Source organism: Thiorhodovibrio frisius (genome assembly GCF_033954835.1).
Classification (GTDB): Bacteria; Pseudomonadota; Gammaproteobacteria; order Chromatiales; family Chromatiaceae; genus Thiorhodovibrio; species Thiorhodovibrio frisius.
This window is the reverse complement of record NZ_CP121471.1, coordinates 132,861-158,989: the sequence shown is the minus strand read 5'-3', so window position 1 is coordinate 158,989 and position 26,129 is coordinate 132,861. Positions and strand designations below refer to the sequence as shown.

General features: G+C 61.0%; 40 protein-coding genes and 6 pseudogenes. 4 read left to right on the top strand and 42 right to left on the bottom strand.

Annotation, left to right across the window (positions count from 1 at the left end):
• Positions 1-2 precede the first annotated feature (2 nt).
• The 9 genes and pseudogenes from Thiofri_RS00815 to Thiofri_RS00785 form a co-directional block, all read right to left on the bottom strand.
• On the bottom strand, positions 3-869 hold the full coding sequence (locus Thiofri_RS00815) for an Rpn family recombination-promoting nuclease/putative transposase (protein WP_009146695.1): 867 nt from the start codon (positions 867-869) through the stop codon (positions 3-5).
• On the bottom strand, positions 866-1,297 hold the full coding sequence (locus tag Thiofri_RS00810; protein WP_040854245.1) for a hypothetical protein: 432 nt from the start codon (positions 1,295-1,297) through the stop codon (positions 866-868). The genes Thiofri_RS00815 and Thiofri_RS00810 overlap by 4 nt, the downstream gene beginning before the upstream one ends.
• A gap of 153 nt (positions 1,298-1,450) precedes the next feature.
• Entirely contained in the window at positions 1,451-1,660 is a 210-nt protein-coding gene (locus tag Thiofri_RS00805; protein ID WP_040854243.1) for a hypothetical protein, read from the bottom strand.
• 157 nt (positions 1,661-1,817) lie between these two features.
• Positions 1,818-2,672 (bottom strand): Rpn family recombination-promoting nuclease/putative transposase, encoded by an 855-nt coding sequence (locus Thiofri_RS00800; protein WP_009146694.1) that lies wholly within the window; start codon positions 2,670-2,672, stop codon positions 1,818-1,820.
• 40 nt (positions 2,673-2,712) lie between these two features.
• Positions 2,713-3,030, bottom strand: coding sequence for a Rossmann-fold NAD(P)-binding domain-containing protein (locus tag Thiofri_RS00795; protein ID WP_407702959.1), 318 nt, complete (start codon positions 3,028-3,030; stop codon positions 2,713-2,715).
• A 27-nt stretch (positions 3,031-3,057) separates the two neighbouring features.
• Positions 3,058-3,126, bottom strand: a pseudogene (locus tag Thiofri_RS24635) (hypothetical protein); the annotation flags it as partial.
• 74 nt (positions 3,127-3,200) lie between these two features.
• Positions 3,201-3,434 (bottom strand): annotated as a pseudogene (locus tag Thiofri_RS24630) (hypothetical protein); the annotation flags it as partial.
• Positions 3,435-3,481: 47 nt separating this feature from the next.
• Complete coding sequence (locus Thiofri_RS00790) at positions 3,482-3,811, bottom strand: hypothetical protein (RefSeq protein ID WP_051023710.1); 330 nt, start codon at positions 3,809-3,811, stop codon at positions 3,482-3,484.
• 2 nt (positions 3,812-3,813) lie between these two features.
• Positions 3,814-6,192 carry a glycosyltransferase gene (locus Thiofri_RS00785; RefSeq protein ID WP_323705787.1) on the bottom strand — a complete coding sequence of 793 codons (2,379 nt, stop codon included), beginning with the start codon at positions 6,190-6,192 and terminating at the stop codon, positions 3,814-3,816.
• On the opposite strand from Thiofri_RS00785, the gene Thiofri_RS00780 reads away from it, so the two are divergent.
• Positions 6,185-6,742: a hypothetical protein gene (locus tag Thiofri_RS00780; protein ID WP_323705786.1), complete on the top strand. Its 558-nt coding sequence runs from the start codon at positions 6,185-6,187 to the stop codon at positions 6,740-6,742. The two genes, Thiofri_RS00785 and Thiofri_RS00780, sit on opposite strands and share 8 nt — an antisense overlap.
• Positions 6,743-6,850: 108 nt before the next feature.
• On the opposite strand, the gene Thiofri_RS00775 is transcribed toward Thiofri_RS00780, so the two are convergent.
• The 14 genes and pseudogenes from Thiofri_RS00775 to Thiofri_RS00710 all read right to left on the bottom strand — a co-directional run.
• A complete protein-coding gene (locus Thiofri_RS00775) occupies positions 6,851-7,774 on the bottom strand; it encodes a DUF4351 domain-containing protein (RefSeq protein ID WP_009146689.1) in 924 nt (307 codons plus the stop codon).
• On the bottom strand, positions 7,771-8,400 hold the full coding sequence (locus Thiofri_RS00770) for a hypothetical protein (RefSeq protein ID WP_040854240.1): 630 nt from the start codon (positions 8,398-8,400) through the stop codon (positions 7,771-7,773). Before Thiofri_RS00770 ends, Thiofri_RS00775 begins: the two co-directional genes overlap by 4 nt.
• Before the next feature lie 327 nt (positions 8,401-8,727).
• Positions 8,728-9,012 carry a hypothetical protein gene (locus tag Thiofri_RS00765; protein ID WP_009146688.1) on the bottom strand — a complete coding sequence of 95 codons (285 nt, stop codon included), beginning with the start codon at positions 9,010-9,012 and terminating at the stop codon, positions 8,728-8,730.
• Positions 9,013-9,052: 40 nt separating this feature from the next.
• Positions 9,053-9,307: a DUF2442 domain-containing protein gene (locus Thiofri_RS00760; RefSeq protein ID WP_009146687.1), complete on the bottom strand. Its 255-nt coding sequence runs from the start codon at positions 9,305-9,307 to the stop codon at positions 9,053-9,055.
• Between the two features lie 14 nt (positions 9,308-9,321).
• On the bottom strand, positions 9,322-9,582 hold the full coding sequence (locus tag Thiofri_RS00755) for a DUF4160 domain-containing protein (RefSeq protein WP_009146686.1): 261 nt from the start codon (positions 9,580-9,582) through the stop codon (positions 9,322-9,324).
• Between the two features lie 5 nt (positions 9,583-9,587).
• Positions 9,588-10,118 carry a UDP-N-acetylglucosamine 2-epimerase gene (locus tag Thiofri_RS00750; RefSeq protein WP_083848386.1) on the bottom strand — a complete coding sequence of 177 codons (531 nt, stop codon included), beginning with the start codon at positions 10,116-10,118 and terminating at the stop codon, positions 9,588-9,590.
• A 316-nt stretch (positions 10,119-10,434) separates the two neighbouring features.
• Positions 10,435-11,346, bottom strand: coding sequence for an Rpn family recombination-promoting nuclease/putative transposase (locus tag Thiofri_RS00745; RefSeq protein ID WP_009146684.1), 912 nt, complete (start codon positions 11,344-11,346; stop codon positions 10,435-10,437).
• Positions 11,347-11,469: 123 nt separating this feature from the next.
• Positions 11,470-11,973 (bottom strand): annotated as a pseudogene (locus Thiofri_RS00740) (Rpn family recombination-promoting nuclease/putative transposase); the annotation flags it as partial.
• A gap of 23 nt (positions 11,974-11,996) precedes the next feature.
• Positions 11,997-12,545 (bottom strand): Uma2 family endonuclease, encoded by a 549-nt coding sequence (locus Thiofri_RS00735; RefSeq protein ID WP_009146682.1) that lies wholly within the window; start codon positions 12,543-12,545, stop codon positions 11,997-11,999.
• Positions 12,546-12,669: 124 nt separating this feature from the next.
• On the bottom strand, positions 12,670-13,629 hold the full coding sequence (locus tag Thiofri_RS00730; protein WP_009146680.1) for a sulfotransferase family protein: 960 nt from the start codon (positions 13,627-13,629) through the stop codon (positions 12,670-12,672).
• A gap of 4 nt (positions 13,630-13,633) precedes the next feature.
• Positions 13,634-14,764 (bottom strand): hypothetical protein, encoded by a 1,131-nt coding sequence (locus Thiofri_RS00725; protein WP_009146679.1) that lies wholly within the window; start codon positions 14,762-14,764, stop codon positions 13,634-13,636.
• A 174-nt stretch (positions 14,765-14,938) separates the two neighbouring features.
• Positions 14,939-15,232, bottom strand: a complete 294-nt coding sequence (locus Thiofri_RS00720) for a hypothetical protein (RefSeq protein WP_009146678.1) — start codon at positions 15,230-15,232, stop codon at positions 14,939-14,941.
• Positions 15,216-15,419, bottom strand: a complete 204-nt coding sequence (locus tag Thiofri_RS00715; RefSeq protein WP_255324616.1) for a BrnT family toxin — start codon at positions 15,417-15,419, stop codon at positions 15,216-15,218. Before Thiofri_RS00715 ends, Thiofri_RS00720 begins: the two co-directional genes overlap by 17 nt.
• Before the next feature lie 23 nt (positions 15,420-15,442).
• Positions 15,443-15,842, bottom strand: a pseudogene (locus Thiofri_RS00710) (transposase); the annotation flags it as partial.
• 180 nt (positions 15,843-16,022) lie between these two features.
• Here Thiofri_RS00710 and Thiofri_RS00705 point away from each other — a divergent pair.
• Both Thiofri_RS00705 and Thiofri_RS00700 read left to right on the top strand, forming a co-directional pair.
• The gene (locus Thiofri_RS00705) at positions 16,023-16,304 is read left to right on the top strand and encodes a type II toxin-antitoxin system TacA family antitoxin (RefSeq protein WP_009146676.1); all 282 of its coding nucleotides are present in this window, start codon (positions 16,023-16,025) and stop codon (positions 16,302-16,304) included.
• Positions 16,301-16,789 carry a GNAT family N-acetyltransferase gene (locus Thiofri_RS00700; RefSeq protein ID WP_009146675.1) on the top strand — a complete coding sequence of 163 codons (489 nt, stop codon included), beginning with the start codon at positions 16,301-16,303 and terminating at the stop codon, positions 16,787-16,789. Before Thiofri_RS00705 ends, Thiofri_RS00700 begins: the two co-directional genes overlap by 4 nt.
• Positions 16,790-16,804: 15 nt before the next feature.
• Here Thiofri_RS00700 and Thiofri_RS00695 read toward each other — a convergent pair whose 3' ends face one another.
• Positions 16,805-16,942, bottom strand: coding sequence for a hypothetical protein (locus tag Thiofri_RS00695; protein WP_190275755.1), 138 nt, complete (start codon positions 16,940-16,942; stop codon positions 16,805-16,807).
• A gap of 96 nt (positions 16,943-17,038) precedes the next feature.
• Between Thiofri_RS00695 and Thiofri_RS00690 the strand changes: the two genes are divergently transcribed.
• Entirely contained in the window at positions 17,039-17,236 is a 198-nt protein-coding gene (locus Thiofri_RS00690; protein ID WP_407702925.1) for a hypothetical protein, read from the top strand.
• A 338-nt stretch (positions 17,237-17,574) separates the two neighbouring features.
• On the opposite strand, the gene Thiofri_RS00685 is transcribed toward Thiofri_RS00690, so the two are convergent.
• From Thiofri_RS00685 to Thiofri_RS00600, 18 genes and pseudogenes are all read right to left on the bottom strand, one after another.
• Positions 17,575-18,558, bottom strand: a complete 984-nt coding sequence (locus Thiofri_RS00685; protein ID WP_323705785.1) for a KpsF/GutQ family sugar-phosphate isomerase — start codon at positions 18,556-18,558, stop codon at positions 17,575-17,577.
• 22 nt (positions 18,559-18,580) lie between these two features.
• On the bottom strand, positions 18,581-18,907 hold the full coding sequence (locus tag Thiofri_RS00680) for a hypothetical protein (RefSeq protein ID WP_313777876.1): 327 nt from the start codon (positions 18,905-18,907) through the stop codon (positions 18,581-18,583).
• Between the two features lie 104 nt (positions 18,908-19,011).
• Positions 19,012-19,059, bottom strand: a pseudogene (locus Thiofri_RS00675) (cytidylyltransferase domain-containing protein); the annotation flags it as partial.
• Positions 19,060-19,095: 36 nt separating this feature from the next.
• Positions 19,096-19,908 (bottom strand): 3-deoxy-8-phosphooctulonate synthase, encoded by an 813-nt coding sequence (kdsA, locus tag Thiofri_RS00670; protein WP_323705784.1) that lies wholly within the window; start codon positions 19,906-19,908, stop codon positions 19,096-19,098.
• A complete protein-coding gene (locus Thiofri_RS00665; protein ID WP_040854232.1) occupies positions 19,905-20,147 on the bottom strand; it encodes a hypothetical protein in 243 nt (80 codons plus the stop codon). The genes kdsA and Thiofri_RS00665 overlap by 4 nt, the downstream gene beginning before the upstream one ends.
• Positions 20,147-20,404, bottom strand: a complete 258-nt coding sequence (locus Thiofri_RS00660; protein ID WP_009146672.1) for a UPF0175 family protein — start codon at positions 20,402-20,404, stop codon at positions 20,147-20,149. The genes Thiofri_RS00665 and Thiofri_RS00660 overlap by 1 nt, the downstream gene beginning before the upstream one ends.
• A gap of 200 nt (positions 20,405-20,604) precedes the next feature.
• Positions 20,605-20,895 carry a helix-turn-helix domain-containing protein gene (locus Thiofri_RS00655; RefSeq protein ID WP_009146670.1) on the bottom strand — a complete coding sequence of 97 codons (291 nt, stop codon included), beginning with the start codon at positions 20,893-20,895 and terminating at the stop codon, positions 20,605-20,607.
• Positions 20,888-21,211 (bottom strand): type II toxin-antitoxin system RelE/ParE family toxin, encoded by a 324-nt coding sequence (locus tag Thiofri_RS00650; RefSeq protein WP_009146669.1) that lies wholly within the window; start codon positions 21,209-21,211, stop codon positions 20,888-20,890. Before Thiofri_RS00650 ends, Thiofri_RS00655 begins: the two co-directional genes overlap by 8 nt.
• A gap of 172 nt (positions 21,212-21,383) precedes the next feature.
• Positions 21,384-21,869, bottom strand: coding sequence for a hypothetical protein (locus Thiofri_RS00645; protein WP_051023708.1), 486 nt, complete (start codon positions 21,867-21,869; stop codon positions 21,384-21,386).
• Between the two features lie 104 nt (positions 21,870-21,973).
• Positions 21,974-22,156, bottom strand: a pseudogene (locus Thiofri_RS00640) (transposase); the annotation flags it as partial.
• A 6-nt stretch (positions 22,157-22,162) separates the two neighbouring features.
• Positions 22,163-22,543: a clan AA aspartic protease gene (locus tag Thiofri_RS00635; protein ID WP_009146668.1), complete on the bottom strand. Its 381-nt coding sequence runs from the start codon at positions 22,541-22,543 to the stop codon at positions 22,163-22,165.
• Between the two features lie 18 nt (positions 22,544-22,561).
• Positions 22,562-22,786, bottom strand: a complete 225-nt coding sequence (locus Thiofri_RS00630) for a sugar phosphate nucleotidyltransferase (protein ID WP_009146667.1) — start codon at positions 22,784-22,786, stop codon at positions 22,562-22,564.
• Positions 22,787-22,845: 59 nt separating this feature from the next.
• The gene (locus tag Thiofri_RS00625; RefSeq protein ID WP_009146666.1) at positions 22,846-23,088 is read right to left on the bottom strand and encodes a hypothetical protein; all 243 of its coding nucleotides are present in this window, start codon (positions 23,086-23,088) and stop codon (positions 22,846-22,848) included.
• Positions 23,072-23,491, bottom strand: a complete 420-nt coding sequence (locus tag Thiofri_RS00620) for a BrnT family toxin (protein WP_223296637.1) — start codon at positions 23,489-23,491, stop codon at positions 23,072-23,074. The genes Thiofri_RS00625 and Thiofri_RS00620 overlap by 17 nt, the downstream gene beginning before the upstream one ends.
• Complete coding sequence (locus tag Thiofri_RS00615) at positions 23,458-23,976, bottom strand: transposase (protein ID WP_223296636.1); 519 nt, start codon at positions 23,974-23,976, stop codon at positions 23,458-23,460. The genes Thiofri_RS00620 and Thiofri_RS00615 overlap by 34 nt, the downstream gene beginning before the upstream one ends.
• A 129-nt stretch (positions 23,977-24,105) precedes the next feature.
• On the bottom strand, positions 24,106-25,083 hold the full coding sequence (locus Thiofri_RS00610; protein ID WP_009146660.1) for a hypothetical protein: 978 nt from the start codon (positions 25,081-25,083) through the stop codon (positions 24,106-24,108).
• Positions 25,083-25,376, bottom strand: coding sequence for a hypothetical protein (locus tag Thiofri_RS00605; RefSeq protein ID WP_009146659.1), 294 nt, complete (start codon positions 25,374-25,376; stop codon positions 25,083-25,085). Before Thiofri_RS00605 ends, Thiofri_RS00610 begins: the two co-directional genes overlap by 1 nt.
• Positions 25,377-25,480: 104 nt before the next feature.
• Positions 25,481-25,891 carry a DUF2887 domain-containing protein gene (locus tag Thiofri_RS00600; protein WP_009146658.1) on the bottom strand — a complete coding sequence of 137 codons (411 nt, stop codon included), beginning with the start codon at positions 25,889-25,891 and terminating at the stop codon, positions 25,481-25,483.
• Positions 25,892-26,129 lie beyond the last annotated feature (238 nt).

Here is a 26,129-nt window from a genome sequence, read left to right as displayed (position 1 = left end):
TTTCAGTGCTGCCCACGACCGTCCGCGAGTTCTTGCACCTCGCTTTCGCTGAGGCCGGCGTAGCGGGCGATGGTGGGGATGTCAAGTTGCCCGTCCTGCAGCATGGCCAGTGCCGTTTGGTGGCGAGCAGTCTGCTCACCCTTCTCCAGGCCCTCCCGCCGCGCCGCATTCAGCATGGTCACCTCATCGCTGAGCGCCCGGTCACGCGCCTCGGCCCAATAGCACTCCTCCTCGACCGCGCTCATGGCGCGCAGCTTCGCATGGGCTTTCTGAACGGGGGCATGGGCTAGATTGTTCATCACATCGTCCTCTTTCCAGTGCTCGAAGTAAGCAATCCAGGCCGATAGGCGCTCGGGCAGTTGGCCGAGGCGGTCGGCTTTACGCAGTTCGACAATATTGACCTCAATGGTGTCCTCAAGGCACTTGGCGCGCCGAGGGTCGACCATCACGAAGCGCCACAGGGCGTTATCATCGTCGCCCGGCTCGCCTTTGAACAGATCGAAGTCGAGCAAGTGAATGCCGATGACCGCCTGGGCTTGCTGATAATCCGTGCCGGCGTTGAGTTGCTCGCTGTACAGACGCGCGAGGTACATCATGGCGCGCTTGATCCAGAACGGGAAGTGGCGCACCTGGATTTCGATATTGAAGCGCCGTCCGCGCTCATCGACGCCCTTGAGGTCAAGCACCAGGCGTTTGCCGGTGATGCGCTCGGGCGTCAGGCGAGCATCGAGCAGCGTGATCTCGACAATCGGCGGCTGGTCGGCGCGCACCGCGTTGATCAGGTCGATCAGCAACTCCGGCGCTTCGGAGAAGATGCGAAAGAAGACGTAATCGTTCTTTGGGTCGAGCAGGTCGGTTAGCTTGGTCATCTCGGCCGCTGCTCCGTGTCGGGCTGTTTGGTCATGGCCGGCGATGTCACCACGACACGACCGCCCCGCCGCGCAATGCCGGGCGCGGGCGGCGGCTCGGGATGCGCGGCCAGGTCTTGGTAGAGGCTGGCGAGGGTGTAGGCGCGCCCGGCGGGGTTTTCCGACAGCGACCAGCAACAGACCACGACTTGCAGCTTGCCGCCGGCCTGCTGAGGGGCTTGCAGGGGGGCTTGCAGGGCGGCCTGGCGATGGCGGCGGTAGCCCTGACGGGCGCGGCGCAGGTTGTGCGCGAGCTGAACGGCAATGGGGCCGTGCGCGCTGGCTTGGGCATCATCGCGCAGACCTGCCGCATAGTGGCGGATGGCTTGGGCGTGCTGGCCGTGGCGCTGGGCGCGGTTGCCTTGGGCGAGGGGGGTTGCAAGGTTCAAAAAGCGGGTCTTTTTGTGGTTAGGGGGCGCGATTGGTGGGTGCTTGCCCTGACTGAGGGTGAGTATAGACCCTGGCGTAAGGGTTTTGCATGCTGGCGTGGGCTGGATCGCCGAGGCCGATCATGGAAATTCAAGTTGCGCGTTTGATCTGGGTCAGCCAGGTGTCGCCGTCGGTCGCGGATCGATGCCCAGTGCCCGGCGGGGCGGGCGCGCCAGGCTCAGTCCCTCATCGACACCGATCTCCAAATACAGCTCAGTCCCAAGCTGCTCATGCAGCCAGGACAGCACATCGTGCTTATGGCAATCGCCCCAGACGCGGTTTTCCTCGGGCGTGCCGCCGAACCCCTGCTGATTGCGGGCCATCGCCACAACTCGCTGCGGCTGGCGGTGAGCAGCTCGGGCTGGGCTTGATCTGGGGCTTGATCTGGGCCTCTGGCTTGCAGCTGGCGGTCGATGGCGCTGCCGACCATGCCGCGGTGTCCGGCGAGGAAAATGACGGGGTTGGGGGTCTTAGTCGGGGTCATCGGCTCGCATCACGCAGTGCTTTGACCGTGGCTTCGGTCAAGCCGGCAGCGGTTGCAATCTGCTCATCGGTCAGGAGGTTCATGGTCAGAAGATTGCGTGCCACTTCTTCGCGCGCTTGGTCGCGGCCTTCTTGGCGGCCTTCGCGTTTCGCTTCATTGAGAAACGAGACTTCATCGTGCAGCGCGCGCTCGCGCACGAACGCCTGACGGCGTGCTTCTTCATCGGCGCTGAGGGCGCGCAGGCGGTTCATGGCTTGGATCACGGGTTCGTGGGTGATGGCGGTCATGGTCAGTTCCTCCTGCCAGTGTTTGAAGAAGGTAATCCAGGTGCGCAGCGGTCCTGGAGGCAGTCCGAGGCGGTCGGCCTTGTTGAGTTCGATCAGGTTGAGCTGGAAGATGTTGCCGAGGGTGACCTGGGGCTGCGTCTCGTCGCGCATTTCGAAGCGCCAGATGGCCTGCTGACGTTCGGTCTTGGTGGCGGTGAAAAGGTCGAAGTCGAGCAGGTGCAGGCCAATGGAGGCGCGCAGCTCCTGATAGTCTTCGCCAGCTTGAAGCTGTCCGCCCAGGGTGCGTGCCAGGTAGAACAAGCCGCGCTTGTTCCAGGCACCATAGCGGCGCACTTGCACTTCGACATTGTAGCAGTGGCCGTTGGCATCGCGGGCCAGCACGTCGAGGATGATGTATTTGCCGGCAAGATCGCTGGGCTCGATGTTGGGGTTGAGGATCTCGACCGCGGTGATGTCGGGCAGGTCGGGGCGCAGGTCGTTGATCAGGGCCACCAGCAGTTCCGGGGCCTCGACGAACAGCCGCTTGAAGACGTAGTCGTTGGTGGGGTTGAGGAGTGTGTGCATGGCGAAGGGGGTTGCCGAGATCAGATCCTGTGGTCGGGATTCAGGCGCGGAAGTCGCGCTGATGCTCGCGAAACCACGCATACGCCTGCCGCAAGCCGTCCTCCAGTGCATAGTCCGCCCGCCAGCCAAGCGCGGTCAACCGCGAGACAACCAACAACTTGCGCGGCGGCCCATCGGGCTTGCTTGAGTCGAAGCGGAGCTGGCCGTGGTAGCCGGTGACGCGGGCGATGGTCTCGGCCAGCTCGCGGATGGTCACATCGACATCGTTGCCGACGTTGATGTGCGAGCACATCGGCTGGGTGTTGGCCAGATAGGTCTCGGCATCAAGATCGAGCACATGCAGGCAGGCGGCGGCCATGTCGTCGACGTGCAGGAATTCCCGCTTGGGCGTGCCACTGCCCCAGATGACGACCTCGGGGGCCTGGGCTTGGGTGGCCTCGTGGAAGCGGCGCAGCAGCGCCGGGATGACAAGGTTGCTAAACCGGCCTTGCCTGACAGCGCAAGATGGAGCGCGTCGGCAAAATCCATCCCAGCCTCATGCCAATCGATCGCTTGAGCAACCAAGGGCGCCTGTTCAACCTCGACTGTCGGCAACCCAGCGATGTGTCTGAGCCGCTCGGCAACGCAGGCCGGTTCAAGCGCGTAACCGCGCTTTGATCCCATCACCCAAGCGGTCTCCAAGATCACGCTGGGCAACAACAGACATTGGCGCTGCAGCAGGAACTGCGTCGCCCATTGCGTTTGCTCCACGTCATCCTTCATCAGGTACCGCAGAACGATGTTCGTATCCAAAGCGATCCGTGGGGAGATCATGACCGCTGCCCGGCCTCCCAGTCGATGGCGTCGCGCATTTGTTGGAGCGTCAGAGGCGGGCCTTGATAAACGGATCGCTTGGTCTGCGACTCAAATTCCGTGATGGGGAAAACCGCATCCTCGGCTGGGTCGCGCCAATCATCCACCAGACCGGCGGAATGGTCGGACAGCGCGCGCACTTCCGATACCTCTGATACCTCTGATACCTCTGGCGCAGCGTCGAGCAAGATGACGATCCGCGCGTGTTGATTTTCAAGCGACTGGTACTCTTCGGGGATTTTGACCATTCCTTGTCGAATCTCTGCTTCAAAGGCGATCGCATGCATGATTATTCACCCGCTGCGGGACAGTATCGACCGTCGCGGCATTCCCTCGATTGATCGCGGTGTTGGATGTGTTGGGTCATGAAGTGAAACAACGCGGAGGGTTCGGCGCGCAGATGCTGTTCATAATAACCCCTGGCGCCCTGCGCGAGGCGCTCGGCGAGGGGGCGGTCGTGCCAAAGCGTTCGCACGGCTTCGGCGAGTTGAACGGCGGCGGTGGTGTCGAGCAGCCAGGCTTGTTCGCCATGGCGCGGGTTGAGGTCGGGATGGCCGCGCGCCATGATCACCGGGCGGCCGATGGCGAAGTATTCGGGTAGTTTGCTCGGCAGGCGCTGGTTGTTGAAGGGGCCGGGGTCGCCGGGTTGGATGAGGATGTCGGCGGCGGCGAGGATGTCTGGCACCTGGGCGCGGGGGACCCAGCCGAGTTCACGTACCGCGCCGGGCGGAGTGGCAGGCATGGGGGGGGGTGCCGGCGCGGTTGACGCCGGTGCGCAGCAGTACCGTGGGCAGGCCGTGCTGGTTGAGCCGGATGACAGCGTGATAGAGCTCGACGACCTCCTGGTGGTTGGCCCGGTGGACGTTGCCGGTGTAGGCGAGCACGCAGTGCACGGCGGGGGGCTCTGGGCTTGGCGTAGGCTGTGGTTGAGCGGGCGCGGGGAGAACAGGGTCTCGTCCACCGGGGCGGGCAGACGCTGGGTAGGGAGGCGCCGGCGGTTGAAACGCGCGAGCGGGCTGGCGATGAGGGTGAGGCCGTCGGCACGGTCGAGCAGCCATTGTCCGCGGCTGGGGTGGTAGCGGTCGCTGGGGATGCAGCGGTCGAGTTCGGCCAGCGGCAGGCGGGCGAGCTCGGCATAGGGGCGGCCAAGGGCGATGGCGGTGAGATATTCTTCGTTGTCTTCCAGATGCACCAGCAGGCGGGCGCCGGTGACGCGGCGCAGGGGCTCGACAACCCGACGCACGCACTCGCGCGGGGTCCAGGCATGGAGAATGTCGGGGCCGCGACCGTTGCGGAATTGGGCGGCGGGGACGCGCGCGAGGGCCTGGCTGTGGGTGCAACTGGGCAGGGCATCGGTGCCGGGAGCCTGATTGCCGTCGGGCACGGCGACACGGCAGTCGGCGCCCTGGGCGCGGAGTTGGGCGGCGTGGTATTTGACGTGGTAGCCGCTGTTGCTGTCGAGCGGCACGGGCAGCACGAACAGGATATTGAGGCTAGCGGTGGGCCGCGCGCGCGGTTGGGGCGCGGGCTGGCTGGCGAGGGCTTGGGTGCGGGCGGCCCAGCGCTGCTTGAAGTGTTGGTGATTGCGGGCGATGCGCGCGCGGGTCGCGTGCGGATCGCGCCGCCTGGTGGTGCTTTCGGCATGCTGCAGGCCAATGCTGGTGAGGCAGCGGCTGGTTTTACCGAGCTGCTGGCGCATGCGCAGGCACAGGTCAATGTCCTCTAACCCGTAGTCATACTCAGCGCTGAAGCCGCCGAGGCACTCGAAGTCCGCCTTGCGACAGAGCAGAAAGGCGCCGGTGACGGCGGGTTGCTCGCTGACTGCGGGTGGGGATTGGGCGAGGTAGTCCTGCACACTGGGCAGGCGAATCTGGCGCGGGTGGTGGTAGCCGCGCTCGGCGCTCCAGGGGAAGTGGATGCCGAGGTGTTGAATGCCGGGGGTCTGGCCGGTTATTTGATCGGGCGGCAGGCTGGCCGGGTCGTCATCAAGGCGGATGCCAACGATGCCATGGCGCGGGTCACGCAGTTGGGCGAGCGCGGGCGGCAGGGCATCGGCGGTGTAGAGGATGTCGTTATTGAGAAACAGCAGATAGGGGTAGCGCGCCAGGCTGGCGCCGAGGTTGCAAGAATCGCTAAAGCTGTGATTGCGCCCGCGCGGCAGGTGCCAGAGATCCAGCGCGTCGCGGTGGCGGGCGATGACGGCGGCGGTGGGGTCGTCGGGGTCGTGCGGGTCGCCGTGGTCGATGATGATCAGCTCCACCGGCTGGTGGCTGTTGGTGGCACGGAAGCGGCCCAGCAGGCGCTCCAGCAGCTCGGCGCCGCGCAGGCTGAGGATGATGACGCTGACGCCGTCGCGGGCGGCGGGGTCGGCGGCCAGCAGCGCGCGCGGCAGCGGGCCGAGCGCGGGCAGCGCGGCGAGGCGCGCGAGCGCGGGGTCGAGCGGCGCGGGGGAGGCGGCGCGCCGGGCGGTGGCGTCCACCAGGGCGTGCAGGCGCTCGCGGTTGACCGCCAGGCTGAGCTCGCGGGTGGAGACGGGGTGCGGCTGGTCGGTTGGGGCCTCGGTTTGGCGCAGGCCCTGGAGCGCGGCGGCGGGCTGGAAGTGGCGCGGGTCGCGGGCGTGGCGGATGATGACGCCGCCGTGGCGCTGTTGCAGGGCGAGGTTGAGCACCGACGAAGGCGAGCTCGTCGTCGTCGATGTCCACCAGGACGCGGGCATCCCACAGCAGGCGGTAGAGCAGCCCGAGGAGTATGTTGGGCATGCGCGGCTTCGATATGTGGACCAGGTCGAAGGGGTGGGCGCTGACCAGGTCGATGGCTTGGGCCATGAAGTGGCGGTCGTCCTCGACCAGGAAGCTGTGCAGAGGGATGGCGCCGGGGCCGGGCGCGGGATCGGACCCCTGATGGAAAGCCTCGCGCAGCGGTGGCCAGAGCGCGCGACCGCGGCGGGCGAAGACGCTGCCGATGACGGCGACGCTACTGATGCCGGACGCGGGCGCCTCGGCCAGGGCTTGGTAGAGGCTGGCGAGGACCTGGGCGCGACCGAGGGGGTTTTCCGACAGCGACCAGCAGGTGACGGCGACGCGCCAGGGGCGGCGGCCGGCGCCTGTGAGGGGGTGCTGGCGGCGGTAGCGTTTGCGCGCGAGCAGGAGGTTTTGAGCCAGCAGCTGGCTGATGGGGGTCGGTGGCTGGGGCTGGTGGTGCGCGGGCGCGTCATTTAGTAGGCCGAGGGCGTAGTGGCGGATGGCTTGGGCGTGCTGGCCGGCGCGCAGGGCGGCGTTGCCTTGCTGCAGGGCGGTGGCTGTCTGGGGCACGCTCGCGCGCCGCGGTCAGTGTAGGACGTCATTGAGGGTCTGGGCGTCGAGGATGCGGTCGGACCACTCTAGTAAGTGCTCGGAATCGGCTTCGGCGATGCGCGCGCGGGTCCCATCATCCAGCGGGCCGAAACGGCGCTCCATTTGCCTTAAGAGCACGTCGGCGGCGCCTTGTTGCAGGCCCTTTTCGATTCCAATGCGTTCAACGGAGGTGACATATCGCATCTGTGTGTTCCTCTCGAGGGTTTCGAGCTGCTGCCAGAGTTGATGTTCCAGGTCTTTGGGCAGTTGCATCATCCAGTCGATGATAGCAAACAAATCGATGATGCGCTGCCGCTCCCAGCGGCGTTGGTAGAGCAGTCGGGCGAGTCGCCATTTGACAGTATAGCGCTCGGCGTGATTGCCATGGGTTTGCTGGGTGAGCAGATGGGCCGCAGTGATGAGGGCGAAGGGATTGGGGTCGGCGAGCAAGGCCTCAAGGCGATCACGAGCGTCCATGAGCTTGGCGACCGGAAAGCGCATGGCGATCTGACAGCCCAGGGAGCGGGCGCGAAAGCTGCGTGGTTTCCAGGTGGGGCTGGGATCGGCGAGAACCACCAGGGTTGCAATTGGGCGGCGATAGCGATCATAGAGGCGATAGTTGTAGATATAGAGCCGCTCAGGCAGCTGGTCATCGCGCTGGCTTTGGATTTCGACGTGAATGTAGAGCCAATGTTCGCTGCCATCGCGGTCGCTGACGCGCACCAGGACATCAAGCCGACGGCGACCCAACTCGGCATCCCGCACGACCTGGCGCAGTTCTTGGTCGAGAAAGGTGTAGCCGGCGCTCCAGTCGATCTGTGCGGCGGCGCGTGGGAAGTAGAAGGCCATGAAGTCAGGAAAGGCGTGGATGAGCGCGTCTTTCCAAGGGCTGTCGAAGTCGTCGGCGTCTTGATTCATGCTGCATCGGCGCTGATCGGGTGAGCGCTCCGCAGGCGCGCGAGGGCAGTGGCGCGGGGCGCGGCGGCGGGCTGGAACTGGCGCGGGTCGCGGGCGTGGCGAATGATGACGCCGCCGTGGCGCTGTTGCAGGGCGCGGTTGACGACGCTGAGGCCGTCGAAGGCGGTGGCGAGGCTCATGCCGAGTTCGGTCCAAGGGCGCCCGGGCAGGTCGTCCCCGGGTGGCAGGCCGTTGTAACGTTGCAGCCAGTGCGCGAGGGCGTGCTCGGCGGGCGAGCCGGCGCCAGCACCCGCGCTGGCGCCGTCGCGCAACAGCGGCTGGCCACCGACGAAGGCGAGTTCATCGTCGTCGATGTCCACCAGGACGCGGGCATCCCACAGCAGGCGGTAGAGCAGCCCGAGGAGGATGTTGGGCATGCGCGGCTTCGATGCGCGCACCAGGTTGGCGGCCAGTTGCGCGGCGATGGGGCCGTTGCGGTGCTGGGCTTCATCGAGCAGGCCGAGGGCGTAGTGGCGGATGGCGGCGGCAGGATCGCCCGCGCGCAGGGCGGCGTTGCCGCGTTGCAGGGGGCTTTGGTGTTGGGGTGCCTGCGCGGGTTGGGGCGAAGGTTCATGAGGGGCTGGCATGAGCAGGGGCGGCGGCGCGGGCGTGTGCTCTGCCTGGTTGTTTCTTCTGGTTTTGGCGGTTTGCCTTGGGGTTGGCGGCTTGGGCCTGAGGGGCCTGGGGCCTGGGGCCTGGGTCTGGCGCGGTTTTGTTTTGTGTTGCGCGATGTGTTGAAGTTTAAACTATCTTGGGAGGGAGGGGAAGGAAGAGAAAAGATGGTGCCCTGTGCGGTGATCTGATTGGACGGGTGTCTTGGCTCGGTCTTGAAGCCTGCGTGCCGCTCAGCCTTTTGCAATGCGAACAGCTGGTCTTGGAAGACCGGATTATTCAGGTCAAGCCTGACGCTGGGCTCAGGACTGGTCATGAGCAAGCCGGGTCAGCGTGGCATCAATATCGCTGTCCGACGCCGGGTGACTGAGCGACCAGTTCATGGCTGCCTGCAGATCAGTGGCTGCCGGTGATTCGTGCAGCCAGTGTTCATTGTCGGGAATGACCGTGGCGGTGCGCACGATCCAAACCCCTGGCTCACGCTCTTCAACCAAGACCTGGCGTCCTGCGTACTGCTTGCCCAGCGATATTTGGCCATTGGCGCCCACGACCTTGACCATAGATGCCTGTGCGGTGACTGCCATCATGACGATCCTCGATAGGTTTGCGCGATGCTTATGGGTCGACCTAGTTGATGACCCATTCTCCGGTTTCTTTGATATGAGCATGCATGGCATCTGGAGCCAAATCCAGCTCACCCGGCCAAGTCACAAAGTATTGATTGACCGCTAGCTTGTTGAATTCATTTGGGTCACGTAGTTTCTCGAAGACGCCACGAAAGGCCGTGGGCTGAAAGCGAACCTTCCCTTCCAAACCATCTGCAAACTTGACATAGATGCACCCGTGCTCGACCACACGGGCTTCTTTCACGTCCCAATCCATTCTCGAAAACCTCCTCAGTTTAGCGGTGCGATCTCATCCGGTTGCTGATGCTGTTGGCACAGCTCCCAATCACGCAACAATTCACTTTGGCGCAACTCAGCCCAATCAAGCACTAGCTCGGTCGCTCGACGAGGCAATTTGCCGTCCATGATGGTCAGCGAGCGAATGTCGATGGTGGCACGGTGTTCGCCATATTCGGCGTGAAAGTGCGGCGGGGCATGTTCGTTGAAGAACATCCGAATGATGATGCCAAAAAAGCGGCTGATGATTGGCATGGGCTTTATGCTTGAAGGGCGTCACGAATACGCGTCGCCGCTAGGCCATCCCCATAGGGGTTGAGCGCACGCGCCATGGATTGGTAGGCATCGGGATCGTCCAGCAGCCGGTTGGCCTCGGCGACGATCTTGTCTTCGTCAGTGCCGACGAGTCGGACGGTACCGGAAGTGCAGCCGGTCCCCCTCCAGGCGATAGTGCTCGGCGCTGGCGGGATTAAAGCCCAACCAGTGGGTTTGGCCGCCGACTTCGACGCGACAGTGAAAAAGCGCGGGCGAAGTGGCGCTTGGCTCCGGGGGATGGCGCTAGGGGGTGTCGTGGCTACCCCGTGATCGCGGCGGGCGGTGGCGCGTGCGCACCAGGTTGGCGGCCAGTTGCGAGGCGATGGGGCCGCTGCGGTGCTGGGCTTGGTCCAGCAGGCCGAGGGCATGGTGGCGGCCGGATGGCCCGCGCGCAGGGCAGCGTTGCCGCGTTGCAGGGGGCTTTGGTGTTGGGGCCCGTGCGCGGGTTGGGGCGAAGGTTCATGAAGGGCGGGCATGAGCAGGGGCGGCGGCGCGGTCGGGCGTGTGCTCTGCCTGGTTGTTCCTTGCGGTTGGCCGGTTTGGCTTGGGGTGGTGGCCTGGGTGGACCTGGGGCTGGCGCGGTTGTGTTTGTGTTGCGCGTTGGGTTGGAGTTTAGACCATCTTGGGATGTTGGGGAAGGGAATCGAATCTAAATCGAAGGGCTTGGGCGAGGGCGGGATGCCGGTTTGTCGTGCATGCACCAGCACGGGGGCTGGAAGGGTTGCGCTGTGCGCATCTCAAAGCCCAAGATGGCCTGCCGGCGGTCGGCCTCGGTGGCGAGCATGGAGATAATCAGTCCTTTACTTTTACTGCATCGCGAAGCGCTTGAACCTCAGCCTCTGTTAAGCCTGAAGCGGCAGCAATCTGCTCATCGGTCAGTAGGTTCATTGCGATCAGATTTTGCGCGACTTCTTCGCGGCCTTCTACGCGGCCGTCCTGCAATCCCTTTTGCATTCCTTTGTGCATTCCTGTCTGTAACCCTTCCTGTAACCCTTCCCGCTTGGCTTCGTTCAGAAACGACACTTCATCGCGCAGCGCTCGCTCGCGCACAAACGCGAGGCGGCGCGCTTCTTCATCGGCGCTGAGTTGGCGGATTCGGTTCATTGCTTGATTGACGGGTTCGTGGGCGACTGCGGCCATGACGAGTTCCTCCTGCCAGTGTTTGAAAAAAGTGATCCAGGCGCGCAGTGGACCGGGTGACAGTCCGAGGCGATCAGCCTTTTTCAGTTCGATCAGGTTCATCTGCAGGATGTTCCCCAGCGATACGTTTGGCTGACGTTCATCGCGCATCTCAAAACGCCAGAGCGCCTGCTGGCGTTCGGCATCGTTCGCGATGAACAGATCGAAGTCGAGCAGATGCAGGCCGACTGAGGCGCGCAGCTCTTGATAGTCTTCGCCTGCACTGAGCTGACCGCCGAGGGTGCGCGCCAGGTAAAACAACCCGCGCTTGTGCCAGGCACCGTAGCGGCGTACCTGGATCTCGACATTGTAGCAGTGGCCTTCGGTATCCCGTGCCAGCACGTCGAGGATGATGTATTTGCCGGTGAGATCGCTGGGCTCGATGTTGGGGTTGAGGATCTCAACTGAGGTGATGTCGGGGAAGTCGGGGCGCAGGTCGTTGATAAGGGCCACCAGCAGCTCCGGGGCTTCCGCAAACAGCCGCTTGAAGACGTAGTCGTTGGTGGGGTCGAGGAGTTCGCGCATGATCATTCCTGCATCTGTGCTCGAATGGTAACAGAAGTCAGAACAAGGTTGGCGAGAAAAGTCGTAGGCCCTGCTGAAACCGCCTAGCGGGCCGAGATTGGCCTTGCCACTGAGTTCGCGGGGTCATTGGCTCGCATCCCGCAGTGCTTTGACGGCGGATTCGGTCAAGCCGGCGGCGGTTGCAATCTGCTCATCGGTCAGGAGGTCCATGGCCAGGAGGTTGCGTGCCACTTCTTCGCGCCCTTCCCGCTTGGCTTCATTCAGAAACAAGACCTCATCATGCAGCGCCCGCTCGCGCACGAAGGCGAGACGGCGGGCCTCTTCGTCGACGCTGAGTTGGCGGATTCGGTTCATGGCGTGTTGGACGGGTTCGTGGGTCACGGCAGCCATGGTGAGATCCTCCTGCCAGTGTTTGAAGAAGGTGATCCATGCGCGTAGTGGGCCGGGTGGTAGCCCGAGGCGATCAGCCTTTTTCAGTTCGACCAGGTTCATCTGCAGGATGTTTCCGAGCGAGACCTGGGGCTGGGTCTCGTCGCGCATCTCGAAGCGCCAGAGGGCCTGCTGGCGTTCGGCCTGGGTGGCAGTGAACAAGTCGAAGTCGAGCAGGTGCAGGCCGACCGAGGCGCGCCGTTGGCTTTCTGCCGCGACGGTTAGAACAGGTCATGCAGGTGGATGGCTTGACCGAAGGGCGAGACGAGGGTGTCGGTGAGGATGTCGCATTGGCGATAACCCTCGGGCTCGGGGTCGGTGGAGACTTCGACGCTCTGCTCTTGCGCATTGACCAGCCAGTAACAGGGGATGCCGGCAGCGGCGCAGAGCGCGGCTTTTTCACGATCAATGCTCAGCGAAGAGACCGCCACTTCCACGACCAACAGAGCGGTGGTGGGATGCGCCTGGCGAAAATCCTTGGGTTTGCCTTTGACCACGGAGATGTCTGGTTCAGGCTCCGAGTCGGCGAATGTTAAAGGGCCTTCTTTGCGCAGGAAATAGCCTGGGGGCAGATGATCGCGCAGGGCGGCCATGAGGCGTTCGACCAAGTATTCATGCAAGGGGGTTTTGGTTATTTTGCTGGTGACGACACCACGGAGGAGTTCGGTTTTAATACCAACCGCGCCACAGTCGCGTAACAGATGGTAGCTGGCCACTGTCAGCGGCTGCGCGAGCTGGCGAATCGCTGGGTTTTCTAAAACATTTATCATGGTAACGATTAAACCGCGTCCATAAACAGAAACGTCATTTCTTCGCAGAGGGTGCGGTCAAAATTGCACATCCTGCCGGAGAGTTCGCTGGGCTCAATGTTGGGGTCGAGGAGTGTGTTGTGCATCATGCCGGATAGCTCAGGCGGGTGAGCAGGGTTTGATAGGCTTCGGAGGCCTGCGCTTCCTGATCGAGGCGGGGCGGGTGCGGGCGGCGCGGGCGGGGGCTGATCAGGTCGCCGCTGCGGCCGGTGTTGCCAGAGAGTTCGATGACCGCGAAGGTGTCGGTGAAATCTGGATTGTAGCTGAGTGCCAGGGCCTCGCAGAGGCTTGGCATGACGGTGGTAGGTTCGGCGACGAAGTCTTCGTAACGGATCAGCGGGCAGTCCGGGTAGGCATCGAGAAAGGCGTGGACGCGCTGGGCGTATTCGTTGAGCGTGGGTGGGCTGAAGTGCTGCACCCAGCCGGTGTCGAGCAGGCTGAGGTAGGCGTCGAGCGGGTGGCGCACGGTGACCAGGGAGCGCACCGGGTGGGCGCGCTGGACGATGTCGCGTAGCGTGGGCCGATCAGGGATGGTGTCGCTGAAATGAAAATGGCCGTGGCTGTGGTCGCGCAGGATGAGATGCTGGCCTGCGCGCAGGCTTTGATCATAGAGCACTTGCAGGCCGGCGAGGAAGAGCTGGATCTGGGTTTCGCGGTCAGCGGGGCGGGAGCTGAAGCGGCTCAGGCCGATGAGGTCAGTCGGCAGAAAGCCGCCGGGGACGAAGGGACTGAGGGGGTCAACTTCGCTGAGCACCTGCGTGTTGGGTTGGGCGGAGATGCAGCGACTGATGAGCGTGCCGCCGGTGCAGGCGAGGCTGTGAACGGTACGCACCGGTGGTGGGTTTTGAACATCGGTTTCGGCGAGCAGTTGTTGGCATTGCTCAAGCAGGCTGGGCAGGGGATGCGCGAGTTCCTTGGCCTTGGCGTTGGCGTTGGCGTTGGCGTTGGCGGCTGGATGCTCGGCATAGTCGTGCAGCAGGTCGAGGGCGCTGTCGATGGCCTCGCGGAAGCGGGGCGGGGCGCTGTTGGTTGTGGGGCGATGCATCGGCTTATTTTTTCTTGCGCTTTTTGCTAGACTTTCCGTGATGCTTGGTGAGTTTTCGCGTGTCGTCCGAGGGGTTGTGCTCTAGCTGGTGCAGGTAGCCGGAGGCGGCGGTGAGGCGTTCGGTAAGTTGTTTGAGTAGGGCGTCTTGCTTGTTTTTTTGCTCAAGGACTTGCGCGTAGCGCAGCTGCAGGTCTTTGAGATCGGCATCGCGCAGTTGTTGTAGTCGCAGGATAACGCCGTTGTCGCGCGCGAGCGTGGCCTGGGCTTGGTCGCGTTCGGCGAGTTGCCCGGCGTGCTGGGTGGCCAGTTGTGCTTGCTTTTCGGCTTCTGCTTTGTGCTGGGCCGCTGACTTGGTTTGTTTTTCCGCTTCGGCTTTCGCGGCGTCCCGGGCTTTGGTTAGCTCGGCGAGTTGCGCCTGGGCTTGGTCCCTGGCCTGATCCCCGGCTTGGGACGTTTTTTTGAGTTCCTCCGCCCGCTCGGCGGCGAGCTGGGTTTGTCGGCTTATCTCTGCCCTGGCCGCTTTTAGCTCCATGAGAAGCGCGTTGCGCTGGAATGTCCAGCGCGGTCGGTCAGGATCGTGCGCATCGTCGCGCTCAATCAGGTCGAAGCCTTGCTCACCCAACCAACCGAGGATTTCCTCGGCAGCAACCGCCTGTTCGTAGAGGGGCTGATTTCCGCAGTGGAGATCGAGCTGCCGGAAACCTTGCAGCTGACTGGCATCGGCCAGTGCCATCAGGCTGGCCATCTCCTGACCGGGCAGGTCGATGATGAGCCGGTGGTGCCCTTCGGCCGCGAGCGCAAGCGAGTTGATAAAATCGCCAAGGCCGAGGGCTTGCAGCGGTAGCTTCTCTTGCAGCTTTAGGCCGGGGAATAGGTTGTGGAGGCCGGTGGCCGGCTGCAAACTGCCCGCGTCAGGCAGGTTGTAGCGGTGGAAGGTGACAGCGCCTGCGGCGGGGGCTAAAGCGGCCTGGGTGACGCTGACCTGGGTGAGCCCCTGGGCGCGTGACCGCAGAGACTCCGTCAATTGCGGGTCGGCCTCAACGAGCACCAGCCGCTTGGTGCCGGATGCGAGATGGGCCTCGAACTCACGGCAAGGGCCGGCGCCGAGGTGAATGAGGGTATCAAGCGCTTTCATCGATTAATTCCGCTCCGCCCAAAACTCCCGGACAGCACGATGCATTTTCCAGGGCATGGTGATCCAGCCGAGGGGAGATTTTCTATTCTCCATCGCGGGGCAGACCATATATGGCCCCTTTAATTGAGGTGCGAACCCCGGGGCTGGATGGTAGGGGCCAGCGCTCAGGAGAGATCAGTGCGTGGGATTAAGTATACTGTCATCGGAATTGGAATTGGAATTGTAGTGGCTTGACATCAGGCGACGCAAAGCCTCATTAACAGCATCTGAATTTGGAAATCGCGTAAATACATCTGGTTCCAGAACGACCGCAGTTGGCGGCATCAGGTATTCTTTGACCACCGTGCCGCCATCTTTTTGATGAATCGTTATCTGATAACCCTCACGCATCTTCCGGTAATGCTTGCCCCAAACTCCACGGCTAAATTCATAACCCTCTTTAATCATCTCATCATGCTGCTCTTTCATATTCCTTGCGCTCCGCAGGCGTGGCTTTGCGACAACTGATCATGCGTATATTGTCACTTCGTTCAGTATAGACAACAACCAAAAGACGCCCTCTCGCTGACAAACCAACATCGATGAAACGAGGCTCCCCTTCGGAATGGGAAATATCTGGTATTGTGATCGCAAGCGCATCGGTAAATACAGTCACTGCTTCGTCGAAATCAATGCCGTTGGCCGTTGGCACAGGCGAGCGCGCACGGGATTCAGATCCACATATCGGGCAGCGGCGATCAAATGCCGCTCATCCATGACGAACGAGTGGAACCGGTCCTGCCATAGGTGCCTGCGCCAGCCTTGGCGAAAATTGATCATGCGGGTGTAGCGCCGATGATCCTCACCAAATGCATCGCGCAAGCCAAACTCCGTCGCGGGCACCAGAATCAAATGCACATGATTGGGCATAAAGCAGTAGGCCAGCACCTGCGTTTCACAAGCTCGACAGAAAAGCGCGAGCAATCGACGATACTCCGCATAGTCGTCATCGCTAAAAAACGTCTGCTGCCGTCGATTGCCGCGCTGCGTTACATGATGCGGCAACCCCGGAACTACCTGCTCTCGGGAGTCTTGCCATTGTTCTGTCAATTTCTCACCCGTCACTAACGCATTTGTAAGACTGTAACCCCATTTGGCGTTTTTCTTCCAGGAATTAGGTATAATGTCCCCGGAATTCCCCCACCAGCGCTGTAGCAATGGACGGCAATTTGCCGTACCCTTAGGGAGTCGGGTACATTCATCGTGACGGGACTCCATCATGCCATCCGCTTCGTCAACCGCTCGCCTTGAAGCACGGATCAGCACCGATCTGCATGCATTACTCAAACGCGCCGCCGAAATCCAAGGTCGAACGATGACCGACTTCGTCGTCACCGCCGTCACCGAGGCCGCCCAACAAGCCATTGAGCAGGCCGAGGTCATCCGCCTGTCTCAGGCCGATTCCCAACGCTTTGCCGAAACCCTGTTGTCACCCCCGCAAAAAACGCCGGCGATGGAGCGCGCCTTCGCGCGCCACCAAGCGCTAGTGACGCCTGAGTGAGCGGGGCGATCTTCCGCATCGTCGCGCTCGCTGCCGACCATGACCGCCGCCCGTTCGACAGTGGCTGCGTAGCACTCGACCACTATTTTCAACGCCAAGTCACGCAGGATATCCGCCGTCGAGTCACGGCTTGCTTTGTCGCGCTCACCCAGGGACAGCGGATTGCCGGATACTATACGCTCGCATCGGCAAGCCTCTGCTTATCCGAGCTTCCCGCAGAAACAGCCAAGAAACTGCCCCGCTACCCATCAATACCAGCCGTACGTCTGGGGCGCTTGGCGGTGCATCGCACGTTCCACGGGCAAGGCCTTGGCGGCGCCCTGCTCGCTGACGCGCTAAAACGAGCGGCCCGCGCCGAGATTGCCGCTTTTGCGCTGGTCGTCGAGGCAAAGGACGAACAGGCTGCGGCCTTCTACAACCACCATGGCTTCATCGCATTGTCCGACTCACCGCGCACCCTGTTTCTCCCCTTGTCCAAGGCCTGATCAACAGTGGCAACCTCAGCACCCAAGAGCATCTACCCCCAACGCCGCCGTGGATGACCTGTTGAGCTCTTCCAGCGCCCAGGCACCATGGGGCGCGTCGGTGAGGGCTTTGCCGAGCAGTTCATGCCGATGGATGCGGGTGTCGCGGCTCATCTCCACAGTCTAGCGGATACGCTGCTGGGGTGGGCTTTGGCTGCGTGCCTCAGGCTGTTTGGTATACAGGCCCCTTTGATTAACGGGGCGCGTGCAATGATGCGCTGGGTTGAGAAGAAGGACGACGCCCTCAGTCATTGGGCGCGGGATCTCAAGCAGCGCCGTCATGCCAATGTCGCCGTGGTTGCGATGGCCAACAAACTCGTGCGCATCGCTTGGGCGGTGATGACCACCGGCAAGGCCTTCGATGCCGAGCGCGGTGCCTTAGCGAAGCCTGCGGCCGTTACCGCGTAACGCCCGATTGGCCATGAACCACTCCGATTAACCCGCCCTGATTGGGCATCAACCGAGTTCCACACCACGAGTTGCGAAGAGTGAAATTCACTGTAATGGCATGAAAGGTACGGCCGCCTCGCCGAAAACCTGACGGGGACAGCAGCCAGCGTAAGCTGAGACTGATATACTGATTGAGGACGGCGAGGTACGCGAATTCCATTAGGGCACGGGGATCGACTTTGATGATGATCCCGCTAACGATGCCGGATATATGGCCGCAACGTTTCCTTCTACCAAATCAGCGATTTTCCTCTTGCATCGCGGGGCGGACCATATATGTCCCCGAAACCCCGAACTTACTTCAATTGACTCGCATCCTGAAGTTTCAAAATCCCCGTTAACACGCCTTGGTCATTCACTACCAGTAATGCTGTCACACTGGCTTTCAGCATAATGTTTTCAGCGTCAGCAAACATTTCGGTTTCATTCACCGTCAGGGGCGAGCGTGTCATGATGTCGCTGGCCGTCAGGCTATCCATGCGGTCATGATGAAACAACGCTCGGCGCAAGTCACCATCGGTAATCACGCCCTTCAGTGCCCCGTTATCCACCACCACGCCTACGCCCAACCCGGCTTGGGTGATGGTCATGATCACATCCCGCAAGCTGTCTAAAGGGGCGCACACTGGCAGGTTAGTGTGCATCACATCCTTGATGCGTGTTAAGAGGCGTCGCCCAAGACTTCCCCCGGGATGGAAGATGGCAAAATCCTGGGGCTTGAAATGGCGGCGGTTGATCAAGGCGACCGCCAAGGCATCGCCCATCGCCAGCGTGACCTTGGTCGAGGTCGTCGGCGCCAGGTTGTTCGGACAGGCCTCGCGCTCAACGGAAATATCCAGCACCAGATCGGCGTTGCGGCCCAAGGTCGATTGCACATTCCCCACCAGTGCAATCGTTTTCACGCCAAAGTGACGCAGTGAAGGAATCAGGCGAATCACCTCTTCCGTCTCGCCGCTGTAGGAAATCAGAATCGCAACATCATCAGCCGTAAACATCCCCAGGTCACCGTGATAGGCCTCGGCAGGATGCACGGCAAAACTTGGTGTGCCGGTCGAGGCCAAAGTCGCCGCGATCTTGTTGCCGATAATACCGGACTTGCCCATGCCGGAGACGATCACCCGCCCGGTCGTCTCGAGGATCAGATGAACGGCTTGATCGAAAACCCCATTCAGCCGCTCCGCCGTCGCCTCGAGCGCCTTGGCCTGGATCTGAAACACCTCTTTGGCAGTTTGAACGCTCGACAGAGCATCACGCTCGTTTTTCGTGTTTTCTTTGTCCATACTCGCGGCTTTCCCCGACCCCTTATTGCGCCATACCGGCGGCTACCCTATTAAACCCCGTCGCTGACTGGAAGACAGCCGCCTTGCCCTGCGCCTCCAGGATCGCATCGGCCAGCTCACGCAGCGCGCCCTGCCCGCCGGCTAGCAAGGCACGCACGGCCTCCAGGCACGCTGGGGTATCCACACCCGGCCCAGTGGGCGCCACCTCAAAGGCGCGGATGTGCACCCCGGCCGCGAGCAAGCGCAACTGCTCCAGTTGCTCGGTCTGCTCCAACGCGCTTGAAAAAGCCCGGATGCCGCTCGCCATCGCGCGGGTAAGGAATCGGCGCACGGCTGAAATAGAGCGCATGGCCCTGTTGCCCCAAGACCAGCTTGACCGCATTGGGATTCTGGGCCTCGTGCGGCGCAATGGCGTGATACCCACTGCACCATGGGCTTGCCGAGCAAATCCGCCAGCGGTTTACCCGGCAAGCGGCTGGAGCCGTAGCGGGCGGGAATCACCAGGGCGATCGATTGTGCGTGAGACACCGGGGCGACCTAGTCGATGTCCAGCGCCGGCATGGCTTTCACCACATCGTCAATGGCCTTGATCTGTGCGAGGAAGGGTTCAAGCAGATGCAGCGGCAAGGCACTGGGGCCATCGCACTGCGCATGATCCGGATCGGGGTGCGCCTCCAGAAACAGCCCGTCGAGGCCAACAGCCATACCGGCACGCGCCAACTCCAGCGCCTGCTTGCGCCGTCCACCCGAGGCCGCGCCCAGCGGGTCGCGCTGTTGCAAGGCATGGGTCACGTCGAAGATCACCGGCAGGCCGCCGCAGGCGTCCTTCATCACCCGAAAGCCGAGCATGTCCACCACCAGGTTGTCGTAGCCGAAACAGGTGCCGCGATCACACAGCAGGAGCTGGTCGTTACCCGCCTCGCGGAACTTCTCGACGATGTGCACCATCTGCCCGGGGCTCAAAAACTGCGGCTTCTTGATGTTGATCGGTTTGCCGGTCTTGGCCAGGGCGATGACCAGATCGGTCTGGCGCGCGAGAAAGGCCGGCAATTGCAACATGTCCACCACCTCGGCCACGGGTGCGGCCTGCCAGGGCTCATGCACGTCGGTGAGCAGCCGCACGCCGAAGGCCTGTTTCACGGCCTCGAACAGGCGCAGCCCCTCCTCCAGCCCCGGCCCGCGATAGGAATGGATCGACGAGCGATTGGCCTTGTCGAAACTCGCCTTGAAGACATAGGACATGCCCAGCTTGGCGGTGACGGTGACAAAGTGCTCGCAGGTGCGCAGCGCCAGATCGCGCGATTCCAGCACATTCATGCCGCCGAGCAGGAGGAAGCCTGGTGGGTTCATTCGCGGGTGCCCCGAGGGATTGTGAGTCCGGTTGATGAGCGCTGCAACGGCTCGCCGGTGGCAATGCCGGTGAAGCCAGCGTCCGGCGCCCCGGCCAGCAGGGCGCGCACCCTGGCCAGGCAGTCGGGCGTATCCACGCCCGGCCCGGTGGGCTCCACCTCGAAGGCGCGGATGCGCACCCCGGCCGCGAGCCAGCGCAACTGCAGCGCGATGAAGGGCGTCGTATTGCAGAACACCATTACAACAACGCCGTCTCGCGTCGGAAATCTTCCTCAGTGTCCTCCAGCAATTCGGCACCGGCGGCCATCGCCAGCAGCAGAAAATGCACGCGCGGCATACCAAGCCACTGGGCCGCTAACCCAGAGGACAAACGCCCTTCCCGAAACAACGCCATGGCGGCATCTCGTTGCACGCGCTCGGCGAGTTCTCGCGAGTTCATGTGTAGACTGAGCATGACCTCAGGCGGGCAGGTGATTTCAACGGTGTTTGACATCATTAACCCACATCCTTCCGGTCAACTCCGGACTTGGAGGAACAGCTCCGTCGCCGATCATAACCAACCCCGCCGGGTTCGGGTAGGGGCGGCGGCGCTGGCTGAGACCGCCGCATAAAAAAGCCCCCGAGGGGTGAACCTCGGGGGCTGGACTGGAAGTGTGAAACCTAGTTAGGCGGGATCAGTCAGGGGCTGAACACCAGCTACGCATGTATCGCCGAGAGCGCGTCAGGGTTGGCCTCGACGATCTTGAGTAAAGCCCGGGCAGGACCTGCCGGACGCACTCGGTGCTGCTCCCAGTTCTGCAGCGTCTTGGGCTTGACGCCGATCAGATAGGCAAAACGGCTCTGCGACAGCCCGGTGCGCTCGCGGATCGCCTTGACGTCGGGATCGGGAAACTCCAGGACGCGCAAGCCAGCCACCTTCTCGCCACGCATATGGCAGCCCATGTCACGCACACTGTCCAGCAACTCGTCGAACTGGTTGTCATTCATCTCGAATCTCCGCTTGCATCACATCAGACAACCGCCGCAACTGATCCTGAGTCAGGTCGGCAGCGACATTCTTCGCGTAGGCATAGAGCAAGTAGCACCGCTCCTTGCTCACCCAGTGGTAGTAGATCACCCGGGCGCCGCCCCGCTTTCCCCGTCCGGGCAGCGGAACACGCAGCTTGCGCAGTCCCCGACTACCGGGAATCAGGGCGCCGGCAGCAGGGTTTTCCAGCAAGGTGTTCTGCAGCTCGGAGATATCCTCATCCGAAAACAGATCGGCTGCACAACGGACGAAGATCGGAAGTTCCACAAAAAGCATGGGCGCATTATCCGCTAGAAGCGGATGGTCGAGCAAGCTGAGAACATGTCGAAAAAGTCGGCGCTGGCGGGGCGGCGATAAAAAACCTCCGCAGCCTGGTGAGCGACGGAGGGGGGCGGGTGCTTGCGCCCTCGGTGGGTTGAGGGTCAGGGGATTAAACGTCGTACGTCCCCTATTTGCGTAAGCTGAGACTGATTAAAAAAGCCTGTGCCATCGCCTCGCGGCGATTGGAGTAGCCCCGTTCGAAGTCGGCCAATGACGTCACCAGCGCTCGACGCTGCGCGCGCGGCACCTCGCGCAGGCGCTCTAGCGGCTTGTCAACCGCAGTGAAGCGATCCACAAAGGATTCGGCCCCTAAAAACACCTGATGGCGCAGCCCACCCCAAACGCTTGGCTGACCAACGCCAGCCGCCACGAACGCCGCATAGCCCGCGCGTGCCGGGGCGCGATCCCCGCCGAACTGCGCCAGCAGCCAATCGGTCTCGAGCCAGTCTGGCGCCCTGGCTTGGCCAACCATGGCCCCATAGCTGCTCCAAGGCCACTCCGCCGCCTGGGCCACCATCCGCGCCCGCACCGGATTGAGCACGACATACCGCGCCAGCTCCAGCAAATAACGGTCGCGCTCGACCAGGATGCCCTTGAATCGCCCCTGGAACACATGTCCGACGAGACCATGACGGCGGTTGAAGCCTTGCGTATAGACACATTGAGCTGGCGCATCCCCTTGGATAGATTCGCCTCGGCCGTCTCGACCACCAGATGATAGTGATTGGTCATCTGACAATAAGCGTGACAGCGCCAGTTGAAACGCTCACACACCTGCTGGAAGACCTCAAGCCAAGCCGCGCGATCTTCGTCATCTCGGTAGATCGGCTCGCGCCGATCCCCGCGTGCGGTCACATGGTAAAATCCACCCGCCAGTTCGATGCGTAAAGGCCTCGCCATCAGGTCTCACTTCACACGTGCATGCGGAATGTTTGGACTCTCCGGATTGACCATGATCGTCTGTCGACTCGGAGACAGAACCAGATCCATATCCTCCATGGGCACGGCGCCAAGCCGCACCTCGTCTCCCATCACCAACGCCCCCACAAAGCACAGTCGATTTTCAAACGTCACTTTCAATGGGCCAACATAAGGAACACGCATCGAACGGCCATCGGCAACCGTGACCTCCCGTAAGGACTCGGTTTGTAAATCGAGCTGCAGAGCAACATGCTCGGGGATACAGAGCATCAGCGCCCCAGTATCGGCCAGCGCTTGAAGCGTGATTGAGTGGAGGTCCGGTTTGCGTGGATTGCTCAACGTGATGTCAGCAAACAAGTGCCCCATGAAATGCGCTCCGAATACCTAGTGATGGACGACCAAGCATAGCCTAACGATGCTGGATTGCAAGACCTGACCCTTGAGCCCGTGAGCCCGGGCCAGTCGCGGCAGGATGTCGGTTTCCAGCGAGCACGGCAGGCGGTCGATGAACGGACGGCCGCCGATGTCGAGCATCGGTTTGGGCAGGGCGGCGGTCAGCGGGCCGAGGCGGGTGCCTTGGCCGCCGACGAGGATGAGGGCTTGGGGCATGGGTTAGTATACTGTCCACGAACTCCCCGGAACTCCGACGATGGGAACTCCCGATGGGTTCATCTTGGCATCAGGGTTCGCAGGGCCTGGTTAACAGCGGTTGAACTTGGAAATTGCGCAAACACATCGTCTTCCAATACAACCGCATTTGGCGGCATGACATATTCTTTAACCAGAATGCTGCCATCTTCTTGATGAATCGTCACCTGATAACCCTGTCGCATTGCCAGGTGATGCTTGCCCCGAACTCCACGGCTAAAATCGTAACTCTTTTCAATCGTCTCATCATGTTGCTCGTTCATACTCTTTGCGCTCCGCAGACGTGGCCTTGCGACAACTGATCACGCGTATATTGTCACCCCGCTCGGTATAGACAACAACCAAAAGGCGACATCTCACTGACAAACCGACATCGATGAAACGAGCTTCCTCCCTGGAATGGGAAGGATCTGCGATCGTGATCGCTAGCGCGTCGGTGAAAACGGTCACTGCCTCGTCGAAATCAATACCGTGTTTCGCGCGATTACTTGACGCTTTCGTTTCGTCCCACTCGAAGTTAAGCGCCATTGTCGAACAAATCCCGCGTGTCAGTATCCTGTTGGCGTGGCTTTGGCCCAGGCTTTTGCCGCTTGAGCGCACGACCGAGGCGCTGCTCCACTGCTTCGACAAAATCATCCCCGCCGAGCGGGCGTCCGGTGCGGGCATGGGCGTGCAGGGCTTCGACGGCGTCCTTGTCCTCCGGCTGGCCGAGGAAACAAATGCGCCTGCGCACTCGACCACTCCCAATCCTCTGGTCGTTGGCATAGACGAGCGCGCACGGGATTCAGCTCCACATACCGGGCGGCGGCGATCAAATGCCGCTCATCCATCACGAACGAGTGGAACCATCCCTGCCACAGGTGCCCGCGCCAGCCTTGGCGAAAATTGATCATCCGGGTGTAGCGCCGATGGGCTTCACCCAGCGCATCCCGCAAACCAAACTCCGTCGCGGGCACCAGAATCAGATGCACATGATTGGGCATGAAGCAGTAGGCCAACACCCGCGTTTCGCAGGCGCGACAGGAGAGCGATAGCAATCGACGATACTCCGTATAGTCGTCATCGCTAAAAAATGTCTGCTGCCGTCGATTGCCGCGCTGCGTCACATGATGCGGCAACCCTGGAACCACCACTCGCGGGAGTCTTGCCATTGTTCCGTCAATTTCTCACCCGTCACAAACGCCTTAGTAAGACTGTAAGCGCATTCGGCGTTCTTCGTCTAGGAATTAAGTATACTGTCCCCAGAATCCTATGAATCCTATGTCCCCAGAATCCGAATCCTAAGGTAAGGGCTGCGATACGAACCCTTCTGAATCTGGATGCGGCGCAATTGAATGTTTTTTGTGCCCATTTTCGGACTTTGGTTCGGTTGGCTGTGTGCAATTCAGCAGCGGCGACAATGCATCAGTTTTGATAGTGTGACTGGATTCTGCAACAATGTTTTTACTTGTGAAGTAACCCTGATAAAGCGTTGCTATGGCAAGGGCAAGGGTAGCTACAACAGTCGCCAAACCCACAATCAGATAATTTGAGGTTTTTGCACGGGCTCGATTAATTTTATCCACCAGCTTTTTGTTTTCTGATTCATAATTATTACGCTCGGTTTCAATACGTTCTCTATCTTCCAACGCATCCGCCAAATCCATTTCTAGCGCCGTGACTCTCGGCAAGGTCAAGGCGTTCATTTCCGCAAACAGCGTTTGTGCCTTTACCAACTCTTCTTGTAAAAAAGAATAATATTCGATGCGCGTTTCTGCTGAAAGTCTTTGTGCGTTGATGTTTTGAATAATGTCGAGCAAATCTTGAATGATGCGTTGTTTCTTTTCCGGGTCGTCAATATCCGCTACTCGACTTTGGAAAATGCGATTGGTTTCGTAAACAAACAAATCCAACGCATCAAAATAACCGCGCTTACAGTGTTTATAGGCTTCAATTAAATTTGATTGGATTTCGGTTTTATTCGATTGACTACAGGTGGTGGCTTTTAAAATATGATGCCCGGCATAACGCAGTTGGTTCATCGTTTGCGGCACAATAGATTGGAGTGTATTAGATACAACACGAGCCAAGTTCTCTGTAGCAAAATACCAATCTTTAACAACCTTTAAATCAATATTTGGTTCTTCGCCTGGGGCGATATTGATATCGGCTATCGACGCCAATCGGTCGATGTCCGCTTGATGGCAACGCGAGTGTACGAAATCTTCGGACGGATAATCATGCGCGCCATCTTCAGCGTAACGCATCCCCTCGCCCATTAAGCACGCCCCATTAAATGCTTTAATTGGCGAACAGTTTTTTCATTCGCTTGCTGTAATTGCACACTGTTGAAACGAGACGAAACCAGATTACGTTCATACACATCCGCTTCAACGCTCCCTAAACCAGAATGAAAGCTTTCGGGACGCTCTGCTTCAAACTTAGCGTGTTGAATATGGCGCTTTAATCGTGCACGACTGACTCGCGCCGTTCTGCGTACCGTTTTATGCGGCTGAAATTCAACCGCTTGCAACCCTGTCAATCGTGTAATTAAACGATCAAACCAGCCCATAACTGCTCCTCGTTAGCCAGGCAAAATAAAGTCGAATATTATACTTTTTAAGCTCTTACAAGTCAATTGATTCCAACCTTAAACCTTAAACATTCGTGCCGTTATCAAATACCACACTCTCCATGCATAGGGCCTTGATCATCGCCTGGTCCAATACCTAGCCTAGCGGTCAACAATAGCCTGTTTGAGTCAGCAAAATCACCGCAGCGGATCGGCGGGCCTGGGGCATGCACCCAGTGCGGGTGATCCGGACTATCGGCCGCGCGGAGGAATACGGCCATGCCGAGGACTTCGTGCTCGGGGTGTTCTTCGCCATAGAGCCCCTGAAACTCGACCACATAGGCGGGACCTGCATGGCCGTCAGGCGCGACCAGCCCATCGAGGCGGCGCTCCAAGCTTTTGAGGGTCAGCGAGCAGACCCTGTAGGCGCCTTCCAGCTGCAGACCACCGGTGAGCACTCGAAAGGCCTCGGGGCCACTGCGCAGAAACAGATAGATCGGGTGGTCGGTCTTCATGCCCGGCAGGATAGACGAAGACCAACCCGCTCGGATAGCGCGGCGTATTCAGTCAACAGTGACCAGAACGGCCGCAAGGCGATCAGCGGGGCTCGAGCGGATCAGCGCAGGGTTTTCGGTATCCGGAGAGTAAGCCGGGAACTTGTCCGCGTTTAGGTCAAGGTTTGTTTTCTCTGTTTCCGCCTGGTTTCCCGGCGGTGCCACAATATTATGACCGTGCGCAGCTTCGTTACCCGGC